Source organism: Ruegeria sp. YTSC003 (assembly GCF_059609785.1).
The window spans coordinates 583,604-604,991 of record NZ_JBXWMK010000002.1 but is presented as its reverse complement, the minus strand read 5'-3'; the positions used below and the strand labels follow the sequence as shown (position 1 = coordinate 604,991).

The following is a 21,388-nucleotide window of genomic DNA, read 5'->3' as shown; positions in this document are numbered from 1 at the left end:
GACGCTACGGGTTTTGGTGCCCGGGTGAAAGCGTCTATGAAATCGGCTGGACCTTTGTGTAGTCCGGTCCGATGCAGACGGGCAGGTCGTCGTCCAGTTTCAGCCAATCCAACCGTTCTTCATGGGCCACGTGCAGTGTGGGCTGCAATTGGTTGGGATCCTCTAACGTGGCGACATACAAATGCAGCACGTCCGACATGGCTTGCGATCGAAACGAGATCGGCGTGCCGCAATTGGGACAAAAGCTGCGCTCGACACCGGGCGAAGAATTAAAGGTTTTCGGCGGCTCACCAGTCCAGCGCCATTGCCCGTCGCGCACGCCAAAATAGGTCGTCATTGGCGCGGCGCATTGCCTGCGGCAACTATCGCAATGGCAGCTCACGCAAGACAGGACCGGAGGATCAATCTCGTACCGAACGGTGCCGCACAGGCAATGTCCTTGCATCGTTGACCTCCATTGCTGTCACTGTCAGCAGTTTGGCACGTTCACAGCCAAACCGCCCAGAGACGTTTCCTTGTACTTCTCATGCATATCATGCCCGGTCTGACGCATGGTTTCGATCACCGAATCCAGCGGCACGAAGTGTTTCCCATCGCCACGTAGCGCAAGTGAAGCAGCCGAGACGGCTTTGATGGCCGCCAACCCGTTGCGTTCGATGCAAGGAACTTGCACCAGACCAGCGACCGGGTCGCAGGTCATGCCCAGATGATGCTCCAATGCAATTTCGGCGGCGTTTTCGACCTGCTCGGGCGTACCACCCATCACGGCGCAGAGGCCCGCTGCAGCCATTGCCGAGGCGCTGCCAACTTCGGCCTGACAACCGGCTTCTGCACCCGAGATCGAGGCGTTGTATTTGACCAACCCGCCAATGGCCGCTGCCGTAAGGAGGAAGTCCTCGATATGGCTTTCCGAGGCACCCGGAACGTGATCGAGGTAATAGCGCAGTACGGCAGGCATCGTACCAGCTGCCCCGTTTGTGGGCGCAGTGACAACTTGCCCGCCAGCCGCGTTTTCCTCGTTTATCGCCATCGCATAGACGCTCATCCAGTCGTTGATGGTGTGCGGCGCGTTCAAGTTCATACCCCGTTCAGCCAACAACGCGTCGTGGATGCCCTTGGCGCGGCGGCGCACTTTCAGGCCGCCGGGCAGAATGCCATCCGTCTTCAGTCCACGTTCGATACAGTTGTTCATGACTTCCCAAAGCCGGGCGGTGCCTTTGGCGAAACTGTCCGCACAGCCACGCGCGATTTCGTTTTCGCGCTTCATCTGGGCGATGCTTTTGCCGCTGGCGTTTGCCATCTCCAGCATTTCGGCCGCCGAGTGGAACGGGAAAGGCACGGCAGGGCCGTCATTGGTGGCTTTGCCTTCGGCCAGTTCTTCCTCGGTCAGGACAAAACCGCCGCCTACGGAATAATAGACCTGCCGCAGGATCACGTCGCCTTGCGCATCGGTGGCCATCAGGATCATCCCATTAGCATGGCCGGGCAGGTTGTGGTCGTAGTCAAAGATCAGATCGGCCTTTGGATCGAATCGCAGGGTCGGCAACCCCGCGGGCGTGACTGAGTGCGTTTCAGCAATAGCAGCCAGCGCGGCCTCGGCCTTGTCGTTGTCATAGGTGTCGGGAACAAACCCGGCCAGCCCAAGGATCGTAGCCCGGTCGGTCGCGTGGCCCACACCGGTAAAGGCCAGCGATCCGTGCAGCGATCCGCGAAGACCGGCGAATTCAAACGGTGAGGCGCGCATCAGGTCCAGAAACCGAGCGGCGGCAACCATCGGCCCCATTGTGTGTGACGAGGACGGGCCGATGCCCACTTTGAACATATCAAAAACAGACAAGAACATATCAGGTAGCAGAGCCTTCTGGAGGGTGAGCATAAGATGGACTGGTGAAGGGGGTAACCCCCAACCCCTCGGCCGCGATGGCAGCCCGGGTTGCGGGACGGCTTTCCAGGCGCATCAGAATGGATTGCAGGTAAGGCGTATCCGCCAGTTGATACCAACTGCGATCAGCGCGCTCCGGGTAAAGGGCCATCCACCGCATCTGGCAGGCAAGGTAGTATGTAAGAACCGAGGGCTGATCCGCGTTCAACCAGTTGGGCGCAGTTTTTGCCACGTCATCCAGAACCCGAAGATGTTGGCGCAGGCGCGGGCGGATACCGTTGCGCAAGGTTTCGGCCTGTGCCGTGTCGATGTATTTTTCGGCATAGAACAGGATGCGCAGATCGGCATGTAAAGTGTTCGATGCGAAAAAGAGCCATTTCAGGAACGCAGCCCGATCCGGGTTGTCAGGGGCGGGAGCCAGTTGCGCATGCGTATCTGCCAGCCACAAAAGGATGGCGGCTGTTTCAAAGATCGGACCTTGTGGCGTTTCAAGAACCGGGATCAGGCCGTTCGGATTCAACCCTCTGTAAGCCGCGCCATCCTGTGCGTTTTGCCGACGATCCACCAAAGCCGTCTCATAAGGCAGGCCCATCTCTTCCAGCACCAGTCTGATCACCAGAGAGGCATTGTCGGGGGCAAAGTGCAATCTATAGGGCGCGTTCATGGGCTGTATCTATACACCAGCAGGGATGTCGAACGTCTCGATTGCGACGTTTCCAATAGGAAACGCGTAGTTTCGCGACAAGTTGGCCTGTTGGATCGGCGAATTGGCGCTCGCAGTTGCGTCGGACATTCCGTATAAATTCCGCAATACCAAGGGGGAATGCAACAATGACCGGAGATTTGTCACCCATAGACAAAGCCAAATTTGTCGCGGCGCGACGGGCCGCCGATATAGTTCAGGACGGGATGCGTGTTGGGCTGGGCACCGGATCAACGGCCGCCTGGATGGTCCGCCGTCTGGGAGAGCGGGTGCAACAGGAAGGTTTGCGGATCAAGGCTGTTCCGACCTCAACCCGTACCGCGCAACTGGCCCGTGAGTTGGGGATCGAGGTTGTCTCGCTGGATCAGGCGGGTTGGCTGGACCTGACCATCGACGGCGCGGATGAATTCGACGGCGATCTGAACCTGATCAAAGGTGGAGGCGGCGCGCATCTGCAGGAAAAGATTGTAGCCACGGCCAGCGATCAGATGATCGTTATTGCAGATGCCGGGAAAGAGGTCGAAACGCTGGGCGCATTCCCGTTGCCGGTTGAGGTGATCCCTTTTGGCTGGCAGACCACGCGAACTCTGATTCAAGAAGCGCTCGATACGATGGACGTTCTTGGCACTTCGGCGGTGTTGCGTATGAACGGCGAAGCACCGTTTGTCACGGACGAGGGCAATCACATTCTGGACCTTCACCTTCAGCGCATCGGAAATGCCAGGCAACTGGCGCTGGTGCTGAATCAGGTGCCGGGTGTGGTCGAAAATGGTTTATTCATCGACATCTGTGACAAAGTTGTGATCGGCCACGGCGATGGTCGGGTCGAGCTGCGCGATATCAACGATGGAGTGATCGACTTGGATCATTTGGTCGATGGTGGTGAAAACCTGTTTTCGGATCTGGCGGATTAAGCGGAACAGACACAGATCGCTCTAGGTCACTCGTTATTTGTGGGCGATGCATTGACTTAAGTGAAGTCGTAACCACGAACGATTTGGGACACGTTTTATTGGACACTTGGCGTGACTACTCCAAGATGCAGAGGCTGCCGTTGAATAAAACAAATGCAACCATATCTGGGCGTTTGATCACAACGCTGCAGCGGTTCCCTGCGCAAGTTCGAGAACTCGGAGAGGCTGGAGTCCCGGCGATCACTCTGGACAGCAGCGCGAGATAGAGTACACCTCATGCAAGGCCTGCGGGCGCTTGCGGAAATTTGAAAGAGGCAGGACAAATGAGCTTTGACTATGATCTGTTCGTTATCGGCGGAGGCTCAGGCGGGGTCCGTGCGGCGCGTGTGGCAGCTGGCGAAAACGGTGCCAAAGTGGCGCTGGCCGAAGAGGATCGCTATGGCGGAACCTGTGTCATCCGGGGCTGTGTGCCCAAGAAGCTGATGGTCTTCGCCAGTGAATTCTCGGGCATGGTCGGTGATGCGCAGGCCTATGGCTGGGACATTCAGACCGGTGCTTTGAATTGGGATACCTTTCACGGCAAGCTGGTGACCGAACTGGACCGGCTTGAAGGCATCTACCGCAATATCCTGAAAAACAACGGCGTCGAAAGCTTTGATCAACGTGCAACCGTAGTCGATCCACATACGGTCGAATTGGCGGATGGGACACGCAAGACAGCCAAGCACATCCTGATCGCCACAGGTGGTCGTCCGGTCGTGCCCGAGTTCCCGGGATCGGACTTGGCGATTACGTCGAACGAGATCTTTCACCTTGAAAAACTGCCCCAAAGCATTCTGATCGTCGGTGGCGGCTACATTGCCAGCGAGTTTGCCGGAATCATGAACGGGTTGGGAGTCCAGACCACTCAGTTCTATCGCGGTGCGCAAATCCTGCGTGGCTTCGACGAAGAAGCACGTGGCCTGATCTGCGAAGAGATGCGCCAGAACGGCATTGATGTTCGTCTGGGCACCAACGTGCTGGAAATGACCAAGGAAGGCGACAAGATCCGCGTTAAGGCCACCGATGGCACCGAGGATCAGTTCGACGTGGTCATGTACGCCACAGGGCGTGCGCCGAATGCAGACAACCTGGGCCTTGAGGCGCTGGGCGTGGAACGTGGCCGCAAAGGTGAGATTGTAGTCGATGAGTACAGCCAGACAGGCGTGCCCTCGATCTATGCCATTGGCGATGTTACCGACCGCGTAAATCTGACGCCGGTTGCGATCCGTGAAGGCATGGCGTTTGTAGAGACCGTTTTCAAAGGCAACCCGACTCCGGTGGATCATGAACTGATCCCGACCGCGATCTTCACCCAACCGGAATTCGGCACTGTGGGCTTAAGCGAAGAAGAAGGCGCGGCACAGGAACCGATTGAGGTTTACGCGACATCGTTCAAGCCGATGCAAAAGGCCTTTGCCGGTGGAACGCAGCGCGTGTTGATGAAGCTGATTGTCAGCCAGGCGACCCGTAAGGTTCTGGGTTGCCACATCGTCGCGCCGGGCGCGGGTGAGATGATCCAGCTGGCTGGCATCGCCGTTAAAATGGGCGCAACCAAGGAAGATTTCGACCGCACGGTTGCCGTTCATCCGGTGATGGCAGAGGAATTGGTAACAATGCGGCAACCTGTGCGCACTGCTTGATTTGCAACCGCGCGCACACAAGTTACAAGGGAACCCGTGATCACACGGTCCAACACAAGGGAATAGATACATATGGCGGGCAATAGCGGCGGCCCCTGGGGGGGCGGAGGCTCTTCGGGCGGCGGAGGAAATCGGGGTGATAACGGTGATGGGCGCAAGCCCCCCGAAGGCGATGGTCCGCAGATCCCCGAGATTGATGAATTGATGAAGAAAGGCCAGGAACAGCTGCGCGTCCTGATGGGCGGCCGCGGTGGTTCAGGCCGCGGTGGCAACGGTCAGGGCTCTGGCGGCGGTGGCCCTATCTTCACAAAAGGTACGGTTCTTATTGGTGTCGTCGTCGCGGCGGTATTGTGGGGGGCGGCCAGTTTTTACACAGTCAAGCCTGAAGAACAGTCGGTTGAGTTGTTCCTCGGCGAATTCTCGGCCGTCGGAAATCCGGGTCTGAACTTTGCGCCGTGGCCTTTCGTTACCGCCGAGGTCATCCCGGTCACCCGCGAACAGAACGAAGATATGGGCGGCGCGCGCGGCAGCGATGATGGCTTGATGCTGACCGGCGACGAAAACGTGGTCGATATCGACTATCAAGTCGTCTGGAACATCAACGACCCTGCGAAGTTCCTGTTCAACTTGCGTGATCCGCGCCAAACGATCCGTGCGGTGTCGGAATCAGCGATGCGCGAGATTATCGCTCAAAGCGAGCTTGCACCGATCCTGAACCGGGATCGTGGTGTTATCGCGGATCGCTTGCAGGAACTGATCCAGTCCACAATGGACAGCTATGATTCAGGGATCAACATTGTCCGCGTGAACTTTGACAAAGCCGACCCGCCTCAGGATGTGATCGCCGCCTTCCGCGACGTTCAAGCTGCTGCGCAGGAACGGGACCGGTTGCAGAACGTAGCCGATGCCTATGCGAACAAGGTGTTGGCAGAAGCGCGCGGCGAAGCTGCGCAGGTTCTGGAAGAGGCAGAAGGATATCGTGCCCAACAGATCAACAGTGCGCGGGGTGAAGCCAGCCGCTTTAGCGCAGTTCTGGAAGAATACTCCAAAGCACCCGATGTGACGCGTAAGCGTCTGTATCTGGAGCGTATGGAGCAGATTCTGGGTGACGTTGACAAAATCATTCTGGACCAGAACTCATCCGGGCAAGGGCAGGGTGTTGTGCCCTATCTGCCGCTGAACGAGCTGCGTCGTAGCCCAGCCGGGGAGAGCAACTGATGCGTAAATCACCCATTATCCTCATTCTTGTCGTGATCCTTGGCGTCGTTGGCCTGTCTTCGATCTTCATCGTGGATGAACGTGAACGCGCGCTGGTCCTGCAATTTGGTCGTGTCGTCGCGGTCAAGGAAGACCCCGGTTTGGCGTTCAAAATCCCGGTGATTCAAGAAGTTGTCCGCTATGACGACCGTATCCTGTCTATTGACGTACAGCCCCTTGAGGTGACCCCTCTGGACGATCGGCGTCTGGTTGTCGATGCATTCGCACGTTACCGGATTTCAGATCTGAACCAGTTCCGTCAGGCCGTTGGTGTCGGTGGTATCCCGGTTGCCGAGGATCGTCTGGATCGTATTTTGCGGGCCGAAACCCGCGAAGTTCTGGGCTCGGTTTCGTCCCGTGACATCCTGAGCTCGGACCGTGCGGCACTGATGCTGCGCATCCGAAACAGCGCGATTGCCGAAGCTCAGGCGCTGGGCGTGACTGTAATCGACGTGCGATTGAAGGCGACCGACTTGCCACAGGCCAACCTTGAGGCGACCTTCGATCGCATGAAGGCCGAGCGGGAGCGTGAAGCAACAGACGAACGTGCCCGTGGTAACGAGGCGGCGCAGCGTGTGCGTGCGCAAGCTGACCGGACGGTGGTCGAACTAGTTTCAGATGCACGTCGTGAGGCCGAGATCACCCGTGGTGTAGCGGACGCCGAACGTAACGCGATCTTTGCGGAAGCCTATGGCGCGGACCCGGAGTTCTTTGAATTCTACCGTTCGCTGACCGCGTATGAGAATGCGTTGCAGGGCGGCAATAGCTCGTTGGTTCTGAGCCCGGATTCCGAGTTCTTCAACTACCTCGGTTCGCCAACCGGACGGCAAGCTCCGGCTGCTGCGGCCTCCGAATAATGGGGCTGATCCTTCTGGCTTTCGGGCTGGTATTGATTGTAGAGGGGCTGGCCTATGCGCTGGCCCCTTCGCTTATTGAGCGCATGTTAGAGGCATTGCGGTCACTGCCCGAGCAGGCGCGGCGGCTGGCCGGTTTGCTGAGCTTGGTCAGTGGGTTTATCCTGCTTTGGGGGGCTTATCAGGTCGGGTTTTGATGCGGTGACCTCACTTGCAGGTGATTTCCCCGAGATCCCGAGTTGCGGGCAAGGACAAACCGACTACATTGGTTCCTGAGAAGATTTGCCCGAGGGCAGTATTTCAAGACTTGTTGACAAGGAGTTCCCAAGTGCAGGCACAAGCACGCAGTATTTCAGTCCGGCAGGACGAGGGTGTTGGTTTCATGCGGCTGATGTGGCTGGCCATTGCGGGGATGATTCTTGTTTTGGCCCAATCCGTCGCAGCACAGGCGCGGAGCGAAAGCCTGGCGCCGCTGGCAGAAAAGATCAGCCCGGCCGTGGTCAACATTACCACCTCGACGTTGATCGAAGGCCAGACCGGCCCGCAGGGCATTGTGCCCGAAGGATCGCCGTTCGAGGATTTCTTCCGCGATTTTCAGGACCGGAACGGTGATGATGAAAATCGCCCACGCCGCAGCAACGCGCTGGGTTCGGGGTTCGTGATTTCCGAGGACGGCTACATCGTCACCAACAATCACGTGATCGCCGAAGCCGATGAAATCCTGGTGGAGTTCTTCCCCGGTGATGGGCAGCCGCCAGAAGAACTACCCGCCAAGGTGATCGGCACAGACGAGAAAACCGATATTGCGCTGCTGAAGGTCGAGGCCCCGGGCCCGCTGCAATACGTGCAGTTTGGCGACAGTGACGTCGCCCGGGTCGGTGATTGGGTTATTGCCATGGGCAACCCGTTGGGGCAGGGCTTCTCGGTTTCGGCCGGGATCGTTTCGGCCCGCAACAGGGCGCTGAGCGGCTCGTATGACGACTACATCCAGACCGACGCGGCCATCAACCGAGGCAACTCGGGCGGTCCGCTGTTCAACATGAATGGCGAAGTGATTGGTGTGAATACAGCGATTTTGTCGCCCAACGGCGGCTCGATCGGGATCGGCTTTTCGATGGCGTCCAACGTTGTGGTCAAGGTGGTCGACCAACTGCGCGAATTCGGCGAAACCCGCCGCGGTTGGCTGGGCGTTCGCATTCAGGATGTGACCGAGGACATGGCCGAGGCAATGGGGTTGGCCAAGCCGGGCGGTGCGCTGATCAGCGATGTTCCGGATGGGCCGGCGAAAGATGCTGGTCTGCTGGCTGGTGACGTGATCCTCAGTTTTGATGGGGTCGAGGTCGAAGATACACGCGGCCTTGTGCGTCAGGTCGGCGAGACAACCGTGGGCAAAGCCGTGCGTGTTGTCGTGCATCGCGATGGCGGAACACAGACCGTCCTGGTTACTCTGGGGCGTCGTGAGGATGCCGAACGGGCTGATCAGGGCGACGAGGAAACGTCTGAGGCTCCAACGGAAGAGAATGCTGACATTCTTGGTCTGACTATTTCGCCGCTGACGGACACGCTACGCACGGATCTTGGTCTGGAAGAAGACGCCGATGGGCTGGTTGTGACCGAAGTGGATGAAGCCTCTGAGGCGTTCTCCAAAGGGTTGCGCGCCGGCGATCTGATCACCGAGGCTGGACAGCAAAAGGTGACGTCGATTGAAGACCTGGAAGCACGCATGGAAGAAGCGCGTGAGGCCGGGCGTAAATCGCTGTTGTTGCTTGTACGACGCGGTGGCGACCCCCGCTTTGTGGCGCTGAGCTTGGGCGAGTAACGCACCACATCAAACGTGATGACAAGGCCGGGGCAATGCCTCGGCCTTTTCCGTTCTACGTTGCGCTGAAAGTAAGTGAGCCACACGCCGGGGAGGCGCATGGCTCTGGTACAGGGAGAGGCCAGTGGACAGATATCGGGGATGATTCTCTGGCCCCCTACGGTAACAGCTACGACGATAGCCATTTCGGCACACATCGTATGTGAAGGAGGTCACAAGGTCAGATTAAGTCGGATTCGGCGAGTTCTTTCAGGGCGTTGAAGTCCTGGATCATCAACCCGCCGCGGGATGCCTCGACAACATTGTCGCGTTTCCAGGTGGAAATCGTCTTGGATACAGCCTCGCGCGTGGCACCGACGAACTCGGCCAATTCGCTTTGGGACAAGGTGATCCGCATGGCGGGGTCGTCCTGAAGGGCAGACAGATGCAGCAATTTGCGCGCCAGACGAATGGGCATCGGCAGGAATACCTGTTCGTTCAGCTGTGACCCCATCCAGCGCATGCGCAGGCCCGCCAGACGGATCATGTCGACGGCAAGGTCAGGATGCTGGCGGATCTGGTCCATCACGTCTCTGCGGCGCACGCGCAGCACGCTAGATGGCTCGGCCGCTGCTATCGTGGCGGTCCGCGGCCCGCTGTCGAACAACGCAATTTCGCCAAACACTTCGCCCGGCTTCATAAGGGTCAAAGACAGCTTGCGCCCGCTCATCGCAAGGAATGAAACCTCAAGCGTGCCCTCAGAAATCACATAGAGCGCATCGCCTTCGTCCCCCTGCTCAAACAGCACCTGGCCTTGATCCAAGGAAATCTCGGTCGCGAGTGCCGAAAGCATAGCCCTGAGTCGGTCTGATGCCTCGGACAGGAATCCGCTGTTTGGGAGTGCCTTCATGTGGTTGAGGGGTCTCCGGCTGCTGGTGTTGAGTGGTGCCCCAATGTTCCACAGCCGGGCTATTATTCCAAGGTTTTTATTGGTTTGTCTGATTGCGCGCTGTGCGATGGCTCAATATGAAAGCAAACGCTTAAGCTGCGCGCCGATTATAAGTGTTCGCCTATTGGTGGTCGGGGTCATCCATGTAGCGTTGCAACAGACTGAACTGAAGCATCAGAAACGCCATCAGCGCGATCGGAAAGGCGAAAGTTTCAATTTTGACCCACAGGTCCGTCGACATTGTTCGCCAGACAAATTCATTGGCAACGGCCAGAACCGCAAAGCAGCCGCACAACCGGCGGGTCAGGATCATCCAGCCCTCATGGCGCATCGGCAGCATATCTTCGAGGACATAGGCCAGGTAAGATTTCCCTTGCAGAAGGCCAATTCCAAGGATGACCGAGAAAAAACCGTAAACCAGCGTGGTTTTCATCTTGAAGAACCGCTCATCATTGAACCAAGCGGTCAGGCCGCCAAAGAAGATGACCATGAAGGCGGTGAATATCTGCATCCGGCTCAGTTTGCCGGTCAGGACCCAGAGGATGCCCATGGCGGCCAGCATCAGCGGGACGAAGATGATCGTCGCAATGATAAAGCCTGAATATTCAATGCCTCCGATCAGGAAACTGTCGTCACGCAGACGTAGGTAGATGAAGAAAAAGGCCAGTGGCGGCCCAAGCTCTAACGCTTGTTTCAGAAATGGATTGATTTCTTTTTTGCCTGGCATGTCTGTTTCCTGATTTTTACCCACCCATTTCAACTATTACGGCGCCCAATGCAATCAATGCCATCAGCGCGACCCGTCTTGGCCCCACAGTTTCTTTTAACACCAGCCACCCGATAAGCGCCGCGAAGACTGTCGAGGTTTCTCGCAGAACGGCGGCTTCGCCGACCTTGTCCAGACGGGTGGCCAGCATGATTGCTCCGAAGGACATAGGGGCGATGATGCCTCCGGCCAAGCCCCGCAACATCAATGGGCCAACGGCAGGGCGGTTGATCATGGCGCGCCATCTGAGGAATGCGTAAATCGGCATCGCAAACCCGTCGATCATAAAAAACCACGCCAGAAAGGTGAACGGGTCGGCGGTGGCCCGGATGCCATAGGCGTCATAAGTGGTGTAGAGCGCGACGAACAGGCCAGTTGCGATGGCCAGTACCAGCGCTATGCCCAACGTTTCCCGGTTGGTTTCCAGAAAACGCAAATTATAGGCGGCCAGGCCGAATATACCGGCCAGCAGGACCAAAACGCCAAACCATTGAATCCCGGTAAAGGTCTCGCCAAAGAGCAGATAGGCGCCGATGACCGTGAATAGGGGGCCAGTGCCGCGTACGACAGGGTAGACGACAGTGTATGAACCCTTTGTATAGGCCATGGCCTGAAGGACCTTGTAGGCGATGTGGATCACCCAGACCACGGCGAAGATGGACCACATGTAGGGTTCAGGCCACGGCACCACGAAAAAGGCAAAAGGGGCGGCCATCAGGCAATAGCAGGCGTCGATTGCTCCACGGGACAGCCAGGGATCGTGGCGGCCCTTCTGCAGCGCGCCAAATACAGCATGCAGGAAGGCGGCCATCAGAGCGAGGCCAAGAGCCAGCTGATGGCCCGCTTCTGTGCCTTCGAGAGAAATCAGCCAGTCGCTCAAATGTCAGTCTTTTCGCTGGGAGGAGAGGTCGGGGGGTTTTCCACCCCCAGACCCCAGGAGGATATTTGGGGCCAGATAGAGGGGGGATCAGGTTTGGTCCAGGCCAGTGAGGGCGGCGGCGAACTCTTCGGGGTCGAAGGGGGCGAGGTCGTCGATCTGTTCTCCGACGCCGATGGCATGGATTGGCAGGCCGAACTTGTCAGCCAGTGCAACCAATACGCCACCTTTGGCGGTGCCGTCGAGTTTGGTCATCACCAGCCCTGACACGTCAGCGAGGTCGCGGAATGTCCGGACCTGGCTCAGCGCGTTCTGGCCCGTGGTGGCATCCAGCACCAGCAGCGTGTTGTGCGGGGCGGTCTCGTCGATTTTGCGGATTACGCGGACGATCTTGGCCAGTTCCTCCATCAGGTCCGCCCGGTTTTGCAGGCGACCGGCCGTGTCGATCATCAGCAGGTCTGCGCCGTCTTGCTGCGCGCGGGTCAGAGCGTCGAAAGCCAATGAGGCCGGGTCAGACCCTTCGGGTGCGGTCAGCACCGGCACGCCGGCGCGGTCGCCCCAGACCTGGAGCTGTTCGACGGCGGCGGCGCGGAAGGTGTCCCCGGCGGCGATGACGACCTTCTTGCCGGCGGCTTTGAACTGGCTGGCCAGCTTGCCGATGGTCGTGGTTTTGCCGGACCCGTTGACGCCAACGACCAGCACGACCTGCGGGCGCTCGGGGTAGATGGGCAGAGGCTTGGCAACCGGTTCCATCACACGGGCGACTTCCTGGGCGAGCAATTGCTTGATCTCTTGCGTGGAGAGTTTCCGGCCCAATCGCCCCTCGGCCATGTTGGATGTGACCCGCAAAGCGGTGTCGACGCCCATATCCGAGGCGATCAGCAGTTCCTCTAGCTGCTCAAGCATATCGTCGTCCAACGTACGACGGATGACGGCCTTGGCTTCGTTCCGGCCAAACAGGCGTCCCAACACCCCTTTGGATGGCGCGGCCTCGGGCGGGGGCGGAGCAGGGGTTGGGTCGACCGGTGCGGGTTCAGGTGTTTCGACCGGCTGTGGCACAGGGGCGGGTTCAGGTGTCTCTGGCACCGGCTGTGGAACTTCGGGAACCGGTTCCGGCTGCGGCTCAGGCTCGGGGATAACTGGATCGGGGGCGGTCGTTTCCTCGCCACCGTCTTCGACGATGGCATCCAGCCCCTGTTCGAGGCGGGACGAGGATTTGAACAGCTTGTCCTTGAGCTTTGAGAAAAACGCCATTTTTAGTCTCCGCAGGTGTTCCTCTCACCTAATGCGGATTTGCGGCAGTTGCAAAGGGTCACAAAAACGCAATTAACAGCCCCGCTTGCGCGCCCCAGTATAGGATCCAGATCATAAAGGGCGTGATGCGTAGCGCCGGATGGCCGTCAGGCAGCAGAAACTTTTCAGTCGCCAGTATCAGGTCCGACGCGATGAAGGCCAGTGCGGCGGGCAGGGCCCAGCGTAACGCGCCCGCCTCGGGCAAGGCGAGGACCGTAATGCCCATGCCAAGGATGATCGGGATATAGCCCAGAACCGGTACCTTGAGGTCACCGGCGCGGGGGGCGAGCAGGGTTGCAGCAACGATCCCGAGGATGATCAGCGACCAAAAGATGCCGGGCTTGTCGAAGATCAGAGCGGTGTCGCTGGATGGGTGGCTGAGGAACAGAGCGATATAGGCCAGGTGGCCTGCTGCAAATGCACCGATCCCTGCCATGAAGGTCGAGTCCGTCTCGCGTGATAACAGCGCGTCGCCCAAGGCGCACAGGACTAGCGCAAGGGTCAGTAGCATGGGGGCGCCACTTAAGACAGCAACCAGCGCCAGTAGCGCGACAGAGGCCGTCTTGAAGAGGGATCGCAGGGGGCTGGCCGGGCGCGGTGACATCGGCAAATAGGCCAGCGCGCTCGCGGCAGCGATCCAGAAAAAAGCGGTTGTCATCAAATGTCCCCCATTTGGCTTTTTTTGGCAGCATCACCGGGATCGCCATTACAACTCAAGCGGTGACGTGAAGGCAGCCGTTTGTGGGGAATTGTTTATTGGCGATGCCGAACTGCATCTGCCAAAATGATCTCATGCTGACGCGTCTTGCGATTCTTATGACACTCACTGCGCAGGCGGCCGTTGCCCAGCCGGCCTTGTCCGGGTCTGAGTTTGACAGTTATACGCGCGGAAAAACCATGTTCTATGGGTTTCAGGGAACGGTTTACGGCGTCGAACGCTATTTGCCCAATAAACGCGTGATCTGGTCGTTTCTGGATGGCAATTGCAAAGAGGGCGTTTGGTACGAACAAGGAGGGCAGATCTGCTTCATCTATGAAGACAGGATTGATCCGCAATGCTGGGTCTTTTCCAAGACCGACAGGGGGTTGACCGCCTTGTTCGAAGGCAACTCGGAAGCCACCGAGCTGTACGAGGCCGAAGATATCAATGAAGAGATGGTCTGTCTCGGCCCCGAGATTGGCGTCTGAAGGTCGCTAGAACAGAGAGCCCTGATCAGGTGCATCTTTCTTGGCCGGTTTTTTTGGTGCCGCCCGCGAAGCCGTGGGCTGACCAGTATTTAGGAGGCCATCCGCGAATTCGATCTCGAACGTGCTGTGTTTCGAGGCCTGTTTCTTGGTCGTAAGAACCTCTCCCTCGGCCCGGACCACAGCATAACCACGTTGCAGTGTAGCTTTGTAGCTTAGTGTTTCACGCAGGCGGTCGGCGGCGTCCAGCTGTTGCCGCATCCGATCCAGTCGCGTGGCCTGCGCCGTGTTCATTCGTTCTGCCAACCTGTTGATATTTTGTTGTTGTTGTTCGATTTCGCGCCGGATTGGGCGCAGGGAAAGCCGGGATGACAGGTTGCGCAAGGCCTCGTTTCTGGACGAAACGAGATTGCGCAACGTCGACGGGCGCAGATGTGCGGACAGCTCGACAACCTGCAGACGTCGGTTTTGCACGCCGCGATTCAGTGCGGGCGCAAGTCGATCTGCAATCAAATCAAGTCGTTGGCGTGGGGTGTTCAACAGGCTTTCCGGGCGCGGCAACGCGCGGGACAGGTCGCGAAGCCGTTGAGACCGCCTTTGAACCGCGTCCGTCGCGGCACGAGACAAACGCGCGCCTTGCTCACCCGTCCAAGCCAGTAGTTCCATTCGAACCGGCACGGCAAGCTCGGCCGCGGCGGTCGGCGTTGGCGCGCGGCGGTCTGATACAAAGTCGATCAGCGTCGTATCTGTTTCGTGACCAACGGCCGAAATCAGCGGAATGTCCGAAGCGGCCGTCGCACGCGCGACAATTTCTTCGTTGAACCCCCAAAGGTCTTCAATCGAACCGCCGCCACGGGCGACGATAATCAGGTCGGGTCGAGGCAGTGAGCCGCCCGGCGTCAGTTTGTTGAAACCGTCGATGGCCCGCGCAACTTCTGGTGCGCAGTTGGAGCCCTGTACAGCGACGGGCCAGATCAGCACCTTGCGCGGGAAGCGATCCCGCAGGCGGTGCAGGATGTCCCGGATCACAGCGCCAGATGGTGATGTCACCACGCCAATAATCTGGGGCAGGTAGGGCAGAGGCATTTTACGTTCGGGTGCGAACAAACCTTCAGCCTCAAGCTGTTTCTTGCGCTTTTCCAGCAGCGCCATCAAAGCGCCTTGCCCGGCGACCGCGACCTCATCGACGTTCAGGTTGTATTTCGACTGCGCGCCAAAAGCCGTCAGGCGACCGGTGACCACGACCTCAAGACCTTCTTCCGGCACCACCGATAGGCCGGAAACCTGACCTTTCCATGTTGTGCAGGCCAACACGTTCCGGTCATCCTTGATGTCATAGTACAGGTGGCCCGACCGCGCCGTGAACACGCGGCCGACCTCACCACGCACACGGATTCGCCCGAACGTGCCTTCCAGCGTGCGTTTCACCTCACCCGAGATGTCCGAAACGGTATATTCTGGTGTGTTTTGGCCCGGGATCGGGTCATCAAGCAGGTCGGACATTTCAGCGCCTTGTGTCAAATGCCCGGCCAGCTTAGAACGCCCGGAAGGCGAGGCCAAGCAGATCGGAGACCTTCATGAACATCCTTATTCTCGGCAGCGGCGGGCGCGAACACAGCCTCGCCTGGGCGGTGATGCAAAACCCCAAATGTGACCGTCTGATCGTTGCCCCGGGAAATGCCGGAATTGCGCAGATCGCTGAGTGCGCAGCGCTCGATACTGAAAACGGCGGCGCGGTTGTCAGCTTTGCTGAAGAGAACGCGATTGATTTCGTGATTGTTGGCCCCGAGGCCCCATTGGCCGCTGGCGTCGCAGATCGTCTGCGTGAAGCGGGTGTGCTGGTCTTTGGACCGTCGGCCGATGCAGCGCAGCTGGAAGCCTCGAAGAGTTTTACCAAAGAAATCTGTGACGCGGCGAACGCTCCGACCGCAGCTTATGCAAGGTTCACCGAGGCCGAGCCTGCCAAAGCCTATATCCGCGAACAGGGCGCGCCGATCGTGGTCAAAGCCGATGGTTTGGCGGCAGGCAAGGGTGTGATCGTCGCGATGGACGAACAGACCGCGCTGGAGGGCATCGACGACATGTTCGGCGGCGCTTTTGGTGGCGCAGGGGCCGAGGTGGTGATTGAGGAGTTCATGGAGGGCGAAGAGGCGTCTCTCTTCGTCTTGTGTGATGGAGAGGACATCCTGTCCATTGGCACGGCTCAGGACCACAAGCGCGTGGGAGAAGGTGATACGGGCCCGAACACGGGCGGTATGGGAGCCTATTCCCCAGCGCCGGTCCTGAGTGCCGAGATCGAGGCGCGGGCGATGGAAGAGATCGTGCGTCCGACTATGGCCGAGATGAAGCGCCGAGGCATGCCGTTTCAGGGCGTTTTGTATGCTGGCCTGATGATCAAGGACGGCCAACCGAGGTTGGTCGAATACAACGTCCGCTTTGGTGACCCGGAATGCCAGGTTCTGATGATGCGGCTTGGTGCCCAGGTTCTGGACCTACTTCATGCCGCGGCCGAGGGCCGTTTGAGCGAGACGCAGGTAAACTGGGCCGACGATCATGCGATCACTGTTGTGATGGCGGCACAGGGGTATCCGGGTTCCTACGTAAAAGGACCTGCGATCAAGGGGTTGGATGCGCTTCCTGAAGACAGCAGCAACATGATCTTCCACGCGGGCACCAAGGCCGTTGATGGGCAAGTGCAAGCCGCAGGCGGGCGCGTGCTGAATGTGACCTCGCGCGGGAATACACTGCAAGAGGCGCGGGACCGGGCATATGCGATGGTTGAGGGTGTGGATTGGCCCGAAGGCTTTTACCGCCGCGACATCGGCTGGCGGGCTCTTTGAACAGTCGCTAGGTCAGGGGGCTTTGCCCCTTCGGCCTATCGCCTCACTCACAGGAAATTTTTAGCCAGATGAAGAGGCGGATCAGCACTTGAGTGCGTTGTTCAGGCTTTTGTGGCGGGTAAACGCGCCGAGGTCGTGGGTGGTCCAGTCGTTTTCGTAAGTGACGCTGATGACGCGGGTCCAGTTGCCGTTGGCAAGGATCAGTTCCGGAGTGCCGCCGCAATCGCGCAGACCGCCGGAGATGAAATCTTCTCCAATGCGGTGATTGGTGAGATTGGGCAGCGATGCGATTTCGATCAATTCGCCGTCTGTAAATCGCCATATGCGCAGGGTTTTGGCCAAGTGAGGGCGATCAACATAGGCGATCTCGACGTTGCCGTCGCCATCCAGGTCGGCGGCACCGACCGGAGCGAGCCAGCGAAAGCGGGTTCCGATGTAGGGCGTAGCGGCGATCAGGCCGCCGCCATTGTAGATTGCAAGCCGTGCACCTTTGTCACGATGGCTTTCAACCACCAGAGCTTCGCGACGGCCATCGTTGTCAATATCAATCAGGCGCGGTCGGATATCTTCGAAAACGCGCTCTTTTGGCAGCCGGATTGTGTATTTCGCCCATTCCGGCGCATATTGCAGGATCAGGGCGCCGTATTCAATCTGATCACCGAGTACCCCGTGCGGGTATCGCGCAGTGGGTTCGGAGTACTCTGCCGAACCCAGCGGCTCATACTGCCATGGCTGCTGAGATCTTGTCTGGCTCGGAAAGATTCCAATTGCGATCGCGGCAGCCGCGATCGCTTTGAAAAGCATCAGATCTGCTTTTCGGGCATTTGAACAACCAGCCCGTCCAATTCGTCAGTGACCTTGATCTGGCAGGTCAAGCGCGAGCGGGCCGGGTCGGGTTCAAAGGCGAAATCCAGCATGTCCTCTTCCATGTCGTCCTTGGCCGGAACCTTCTCGACCCAGTCGGGGTGGATATAGACATGGCAGGTCGAACAGGCGCAGGCGCCGCCGCAATCGGCCTCGATGCCGGGGATATTGTTGTCACGGGCCCCTTCCATGACGGTCAGGCCGCTGGCGACTTCGACTGTATGTTCGGTACCGCCGTGCTCGACATAGGTAATCTTTGCCATTGCGTGCGTCTTCCTCTTTCGCTTGTCGAATTCTTCCATAGTGAAGGCATTTAGGTCTTTCCAGCCTCATTTGCGACTCGTCACGCCGTCTATGGACTTTCCTTGCGTATGTTCTATTTTTGTTCTCATGATTGTGTTGCCTACCCGCCCTATATCTACGAACCGGAACTGGCCGCGGCCGCCCGCGTGTCTGCCCGCCAATCGGTTGAACGACCCGCCCGAGGGCGCGCTGGTGGCGGTCGCGGGGCTGGTGATCTTGCGGCAGCGGCCCGGGACGGCCAAGGGGGTGATCTTTGTCACGCTCGAGGATGAGACCGGCATCGTGAACGTGGTGGTCTGGCGCAAGATCTATGAACGTTTCCGCCGGGCGGTGATCTCGGGGCGGCTGCTGCGGGTCACGGGCCGGATGCAGCGGGCGCATTCGGTGACCCATGTGATCGCGGAAGAGGTCGAGGATATCTCGGGCATGCTGGATGTGCTGGTGCGGGGGGAGGGGTAGTCCGTCAGCGGCAAACGGGTCCACTACGGCGGCGCGCTGTGTCAAAATGGAAGTGCCCTTTGTGATAGCGATCGGCGTCAGGACCCAGCACGGTGCCAAACAGACCGCAGGCGCCTGCGTGCAGTTCGTGCATAACATCGCTTGTATCTTCGGCTGCCCATCCGTCGCGCACAGTGATCACGGTGCCATCTAAAAGTATGAAGGATGAAATGTCGATTGCGCGGCCACGGGCATGTTCCGAAATCCGCGCGCGTGGCTGATTGTTCTGCGTCTTGCACGCATAATGACCAGCCAGACGCAATCCTTTCAGGCCGCCGCCCAGATTCGCAAAGGCCGGTTTGGCTGTGTTCTCCAACCATGTTTTGAGTGTGACGGCGGTTTCGCAATCCATCAACGCCAATTGGCTGAGAAGGACGTCAGATACCATGCGGATGCGCACCGGATCAGCAATGCCGCATCCCTGGTACTTTCCTCTAAAGGGTTTTCGCTTTTCGCCGAGAATAGTCCAGTCGCCACACACTGCACCACGTTCGCGCATCCTTTCGCGGCCGACTTCGATCTGACGAAACTTGCAGGGCCGCAGCCGCGGTCTGGGGGAAACAGTCAGTTCTTGCTTAGGGGGAACAGGTGCGGTGTCTTCCTCCAAGAGAACGTCCAGTTCAGTGGACGGTTCATACGCCACAAGCTCATGCGCTTGAGCCTGCGCAGGTTCTTCGCAATCCGGCGTGGCACTTGCCATACCTGCGTATAATACAAACAGAGGGGCCAATACTCGCATAAAATAACTCGTTCCCTTGTCAGCTCGGACCGATTGTATCATGACCGGTCTTGGTACGTCTGCGCGAAGTAAAGATAGGGCGGGGCTTTGTATTATCCTTTTCCTGTGCAAAGCCAGAGTATAGCAGAAAATCCTTATCGCTTGAACAAACTGCGCTTGCTTGCCCCGGTTGCCCGAGCTCAAATCAACATTCAGCGGGCGCATTCGATGACCGATGTGATCGCGGAAGAGGTCGAGGATATCTCGGGCATGCTGGATGTGCTGGTGAGGGAGGAGGGTGGGTCTGTCTACCGATAACGCGAAACCTTGCCACTGCTTTGCGACCGCGAAACTCACGTTCCGAGGAGCGCCGCTATGGCTCTTAAGCCCCCCCCAAGTCTAAGCGCTTTTCCGCCACTTTGACGCCGGTTGGTCGACTCTCCGCTCCCGGGCGGGTACTGGCAAGCGTCATTGCGCGTCGGTCTTTGACAGAACTTAGACTTGATTGCGCACTACTCAACGTCTTCTAAGCGACAGCCCGGATGCCCAACGTAACACGACATAGATCGCTCAAAAAGGCCGCCTTGCGGGATGAGAGCCAGATCTCCTATCAACTTGCTGAGCTCCGGGAGTTCACGCGCTCAAAGGGATATGTACACACTGCCAGAATGATCGAGGAGGCATTGAGCGCTTACTCCTTAGAACGTAGGCACTTTGGGACCGCAAAAAAATACCTCTCTAAATTGCAGCAACTAAAGGGCATCGAATTGTCGCGGTCGGTGGAAGAAACAGGCCGAAAGCAGCATCCAGTTCCAAACTTTCGCTCCGTGCGGTCGAAAAAACCGCATGGCTTGCCTTTCGATACGGCGGAGCGACCAGTAGACCCAGTTCAGAAAGCAAGCACAAAACAAAGGAAAGCGACTTTTGTCCTAACGGCCCGGATGCGCGTTGACGGCAGGAATGTTGCGGCGCTGCGCAGTGGACTCTGGAAGGGCAGGCCTACGCCTTTCCATGCGGAGCCTGAATTCCAGTTTCGCTAACGAACCTAGCCGTAACCAAAGCATTAACGACGGAAGGTCATTGTGGGTCCAATGTGGTTTTTGAATGCATCACCGCTTGAACAACACCCCCTGTGCCTGCTTGTCCCGATGGTCTCCACGTAACTCCGCATGCAGCGCGCGCCCGGCCTGAACGCCGGGGCGGGCGCTGACCGTTTCCAGCCAGCGGGCGAAGTGGGGTTTGTCCTCGAGCACCTGCTGCTGGCCTTCCCATAGGCTGGCCCAGCCCCAGATCGACATGTCTGCGATGGAATAGAAATCGCCCGCAACGTACTCGTTTTCGGCCAACTGTCGGTCCAATACTCCGTACAGCCGCCCGACCTCGGCGCGGTAGCGGTCCTTGGCATAGGGCAGGTCCTGCGGCGGCTCGAGGTTTGGCGCGTATTTCAGGAAGTGATGCGCCTGACCGGCCATTGGGCCGACGCCGCCCATTTGCCACATCAGCCATTCCTCGACGGCGATTCGTGCACGTTCGGTTTTGCCATAAAAGCGCCCGGTCTTGCGGGCGAGATACATCAGGATCGCGCCGCTTTCGAACACCGAGATAGGTGCGCCATCCGGGCCGTCCGGGTCAACGATGGCAGGCATCCGGTTGTTAGGCGCGATTTTAAGGAACTCGGGGTCGAACTGATCACCCTTGCCGATATTGATCAGGTGAGTGGTGTAGGGAAGGTCCATCTCTTCCAAAGCGATGGACGCCTTCCAGCCATTCGGCGTGGGCCAGAAATACAGATCGATCATGGTGCCTCCTCAGGTTGAAGCGATCATGCGGTATTCTGCGCAATCAGCAAGAGGCGGTTACGAAAGCGTGACACAGGGCAACCGGGCTTGACGGCCAAGAATGCGCGGCGTATTTGCATCGCAGAAGCTACGTGGCGATTTGTTACCGGATTGCGGGCCACGCTAAACAACACCGCTAAAAGGTCAGGATGAAAGGCCCCTTTCGC

General features: G+C 58.5%; 23 protein-coding genes and 1 riboswitch. Of the genes, 10 read left to right on the top strand and 13 right to left on the bottom strand.

Annotation, left to right across the window (positions count from 1 at the left end; all coding sequences use genetic code 11):
• Positions 1-34 precede the first annotated feature (34 nt).
• Genes AC2FFH_RS06705 through AC2FFH_RS06695 form a run of 3 tightly spaced genes read right to left on the bottom strand, consistent with a single transcriptional unit; the run spans position 35 to position 2,546 of the window.
• Positions 35-445 carry a GFA family protein gene (locus tag AC2FFH_RS06705; RefSeq protein ID WP_496844020.1) on the bottom strand — a complete coding sequence of 137 codons (411 nt, stop codon included), beginning with the start codon at positions 443-445 and terminating at the stop codon, positions 35-37.
• A 24-nt stretch (positions 446-469) separates the two neighbouring features.
• On the bottom strand, positions 470-1,843 hold the full coding sequence (locus AC2FFH_RS06700) for an L-serine ammonia-lyase (RefSeq protein WP_496844051.1): 1,374 nt from the start codon (positions 1,841-1,843) through the stop codon (positions 470-472).
• 1 nt (position 1,844) lies between these two features.
• A complete protein-coding gene (locus tag AC2FFH_RS06695) occupies positions 1,845-2,546 on the bottom strand; it encodes a glutathione S-transferase family protein (protein ID WP_496766827.1) in 702 nt (233 codons plus the stop codon).
• A 167-nt stretch (positions 2,547-2,713) separates the two neighbouring features.
• Here AC2FFH_RS06695 and rpiA point away from each other — a divergent pair, with 167 nt between their 5' ends.
• The 6 genes from rpiA (at position 2,714) to AC2FFH_RS06665 (ending at position 9,111) form a co-directional block, all read left to right on the top strand.
• Positions 2,714-3,499, top strand: a complete 786-nt coding sequence (rpiA, locus tag AC2FFH_RS06690) for a ribose-5-phosphate isomerase RpiA (protein ID WP_496766826.1) — start codon at positions 2,714-2,716, stop codon at positions 3,497-3,499.
• Positions 3,500-3,822: 323 nt separating this feature from the next.
• Entirely contained in the window at positions 3,823-5,181 is a 1,359-nt protein-coding gene (gor, locus tag AC2FFH_RS06685; protein ID WP_496722148.1) for a glutathione-disulfide reductase, read from the top strand.
• Between the two features lie 72 nt (positions 5,182-5,253).
• Positions 5,254-6,399: an FtsH protease activity modulator HflK gene (gene hflK, locus AC2FFH_RS06680; protein WP_108858948.1), complete on the top strand. Its 1,146-nt coding sequence runs from the start codon at positions 5,254-5,256 to the stop codon at positions 6,397-6,399.
• Positions 6,399-7,295, top strand: coding sequence for a protease modulator HflC (gene hflC / locus AC2FFH_RS06675; RefSeq protein WP_282118761.1), 897 nt, complete (start codon positions 6,399-6,401; stop codon positions 7,293-7,295). The genes hflK and hflC overlap by 1 nt, the downstream gene beginning before the upstream one ends.
• Positions 7,295-7,489: a DUF2065 domain-containing protein gene (locus AC2FFH_RS06670; protein WP_496766825.1), complete on the top strand. Its 195-nt coding sequence runs from the start codon at positions 7,295-7,297 to the stop codon at positions 7,487-7,489. Before hflC ends, AC2FFH_RS06670 begins: the two co-directional genes overlap by 1 nt.
• A 185-nt stretch (positions 7,490-7,674) precedes the next feature.
• Positions 7,675-9,111: a Do family serine endopeptidase gene (locus AC2FFH_RS06665; protein WP_261307915.1), complete on the top strand. Its 1,437-nt coding sequence runs from the start codon at positions 7,675-7,677 to the stop codon at positions 9,109-9,111.
• Positions 9,112-9,331: 220 nt separating this feature from the next.
• Here AC2FFH_RS06665 and AC2FFH_RS06660 read toward each other — a convergent pair whose 3' ends face one another.
• From AC2FFH_RS06660 to AC2FFH_RS06640, 5 genes are all read right to left on the bottom strand, one after another.
• A complete protein-coding gene (locus tag AC2FFH_RS06660) occupies positions 9,332-10,000 on the bottom strand; it encodes a Crp/Fnr family transcriptional regulator (protein ID WP_108858944.1) in 669 nt (222 codons plus the stop codon).
• A 160-nt stretch (positions 10,001-10,160) separates the two neighbouring features.
• The gene (locus AC2FFH_RS06655) at positions 10,161-10,766 is read right to left on the bottom strand and encodes an inner membrane-spanning protein YciB (protein WP_058274883.1); all 606 of its coding nucleotides are present in this window, start codon (positions 10,764-10,766) and stop codon (positions 10,161-10,163) included.
• A 16-nt stretch (positions 10,767-10,782) separates the two neighbouring features.
• A complete protein-coding gene (locus AC2FFH_RS06650; protein WP_282118758.1) occupies positions 10,783-11,685 on the bottom strand; it encodes a DMT family transporter in 903 nt (300 codons plus the stop codon).
• An 87-nt stretch (positions 11,686-11,772) separates the two neighbouring features.
• Positions 11,773-12,936 (bottom strand): signal recognition particle-docking protein FtsY, encoded by a 1,164-nt coding sequence (ftsY, locus tag AC2FFH_RS06645; protein ID WP_496766823.1) that lies wholly within the window; start codon positions 12,934-12,936, stop codon positions 11,773-11,775.
• 58 nt (positions 12,937-12,994) lie between these two features.
• Complete coding sequence (locus AC2FFH_RS06640; protein ID WP_496766822.1) at positions 12,995-13,633, bottom strand: lysoplasmalogenase family protein; 639 nt, start codon at positions 13,631-13,633, stop codon at positions 12,995-12,997.
• A gap of 134 nt (positions 13,634-13,767) precedes the next feature.
• Here AC2FFH_RS06640 and AC2FFH_RS06635 point away from each other — a divergent pair, with 134 nt between their 5' ends.
• Positions 13,768-14,163 carry a hypothetical protein gene (locus tag AC2FFH_RS06635; protein ID WP_496766821.1) on the top strand — a complete coding sequence of 132 codons (396 nt, stop codon included), beginning with the start codon at positions 13,768-13,770 and terminating at the stop codon, positions 14,161-14,163.
• Positions 14,164-14,169: 6 nt separating this feature from the next.
• Here AC2FFH_RS06635 and xseA read toward each other — a convergent pair whose 3' ends face one another.
• The gene (xseA, locus tag AC2FFH_RS06630) at positions 14,170-15,663 is read right to left on the bottom strand and encodes an exodeoxyribonuclease VII large subunit (protein ID WP_496781425.1); all 1,494 of its coding nucleotides are present in this window, start codon (positions 15,661-15,663) and stop codon (positions 14,170-14,172) included.
• Positions 15,664-15,737: 74 nt separating this feature from the next.
• Between xseA and purD the strand changes: the two genes are divergently transcribed.
• A complete protein-coding gene (gene purD, locus AC2FFH_RS06625; protein WP_496844018.1) occupies positions 15,738-17,000 on the top strand; it encodes a phosphoribosylamine--glycine ligase in 1,263 nt (420 codons plus the stop codon).
• An 81-nt stretch (positions 17,001-17,081) separates the two neighbouring features.
• Here the strand turns inward: purD and AC2FFH_RS06620 are convergent, their stop codons facing one another.
• Positions 17,082-17,804 (bottom strand): FG-GAP repeat domain-containing protein, encoded by a 723-nt coding sequence (locus AC2FFH_RS06620; RefSeq protein WP_496738787.1) that lies wholly within the window; start codon positions 17,802-17,804, stop codon positions 17,082-17,084.
• Complete coding sequence (locus tag AC2FFH_RS06615) at positions 17,804-18,127, bottom strand: 2Fe-2S iron-sulfur cluster-binding protein (RefSeq protein WP_058273927.1); 324 nt, start codon at positions 18,125-18,127, stop codon at positions 17,804-17,806. Before AC2FFH_RS06615 ends, AC2FFH_RS06620 begins: the two co-directional genes overlap by 1 nt.
• 127 nt (positions 18,128-18,254) lie before the next feature.
• Here AC2FFH_RS06615 and AC2FFH_RS06610 point away from each other — a divergent pair, with 127 nt between their 5' ends.
• Positions 18,255-18,626 (top strand): OB-fold nucleic acid binding domain-containing protein, encoded by a 372-nt coding sequence (locus AC2FFH_RS06610; RefSeq protein WP_496722965.1) that lies wholly within the window; start codon positions 18,255-18,257, stop codon positions 18,624-18,626.
• A 4-nt stretch (positions 18,627-18,630) separates the two neighbouring features.
• On the opposite strand, the gene AC2FFH_RS06605 is transcribed toward AC2FFH_RS06610, so the two are convergent.
• The gene (locus tag AC2FFH_RS06605) at positions 18,631-19,365 is read right to left on the bottom strand and encodes an extensin-like domain-containing protein (RefSeq protein ID WP_496844017.1); all 735 of its coding nucleotides are present in this window, start codon (positions 19,363-19,365) and stop codon (positions 18,631-18,633) included.
• A gap of 180 nt (positions 19,366-19,545) precedes the next feature.
• Between AC2FFH_RS06605 and AC2FFH_RS06600 the strand changes: the two genes are divergently transcribed.
• Entirely contained in the window at positions 19,546-19,701 is a 156-nt protein-coding gene (locus AC2FFH_RS06600; protein WP_496844016.1) for a hypothetical protein, read from the top strand.
• 791 nt (positions 19,702-20,492) lie between these two features.
• Here AC2FFH_RS06600 and AC2FFH_RS06595 read toward each other — a convergent pair.
• Positions 20,493-21,182 carry a glutathione S-transferase N-terminal domain-containing protein gene (locus AC2FFH_RS06595; RefSeq protein WP_496844015.1) on the bottom strand — a complete coding sequence of 230 codons (690 nt, stop codon included), beginning with the start codon at positions 21,180-21,182 and terminating at the stop codon, positions 20,493-20,495.
• A gap of 121 nt (positions 21,183-21,303) precedes the next feature.
• A riboswitch (SAM riboswitch) is annotated at positions 21,304-21,381 on the top strand.
• The last annotated feature ends 7 nt before the right edge of the window (positions 21,382-21,388 follow it).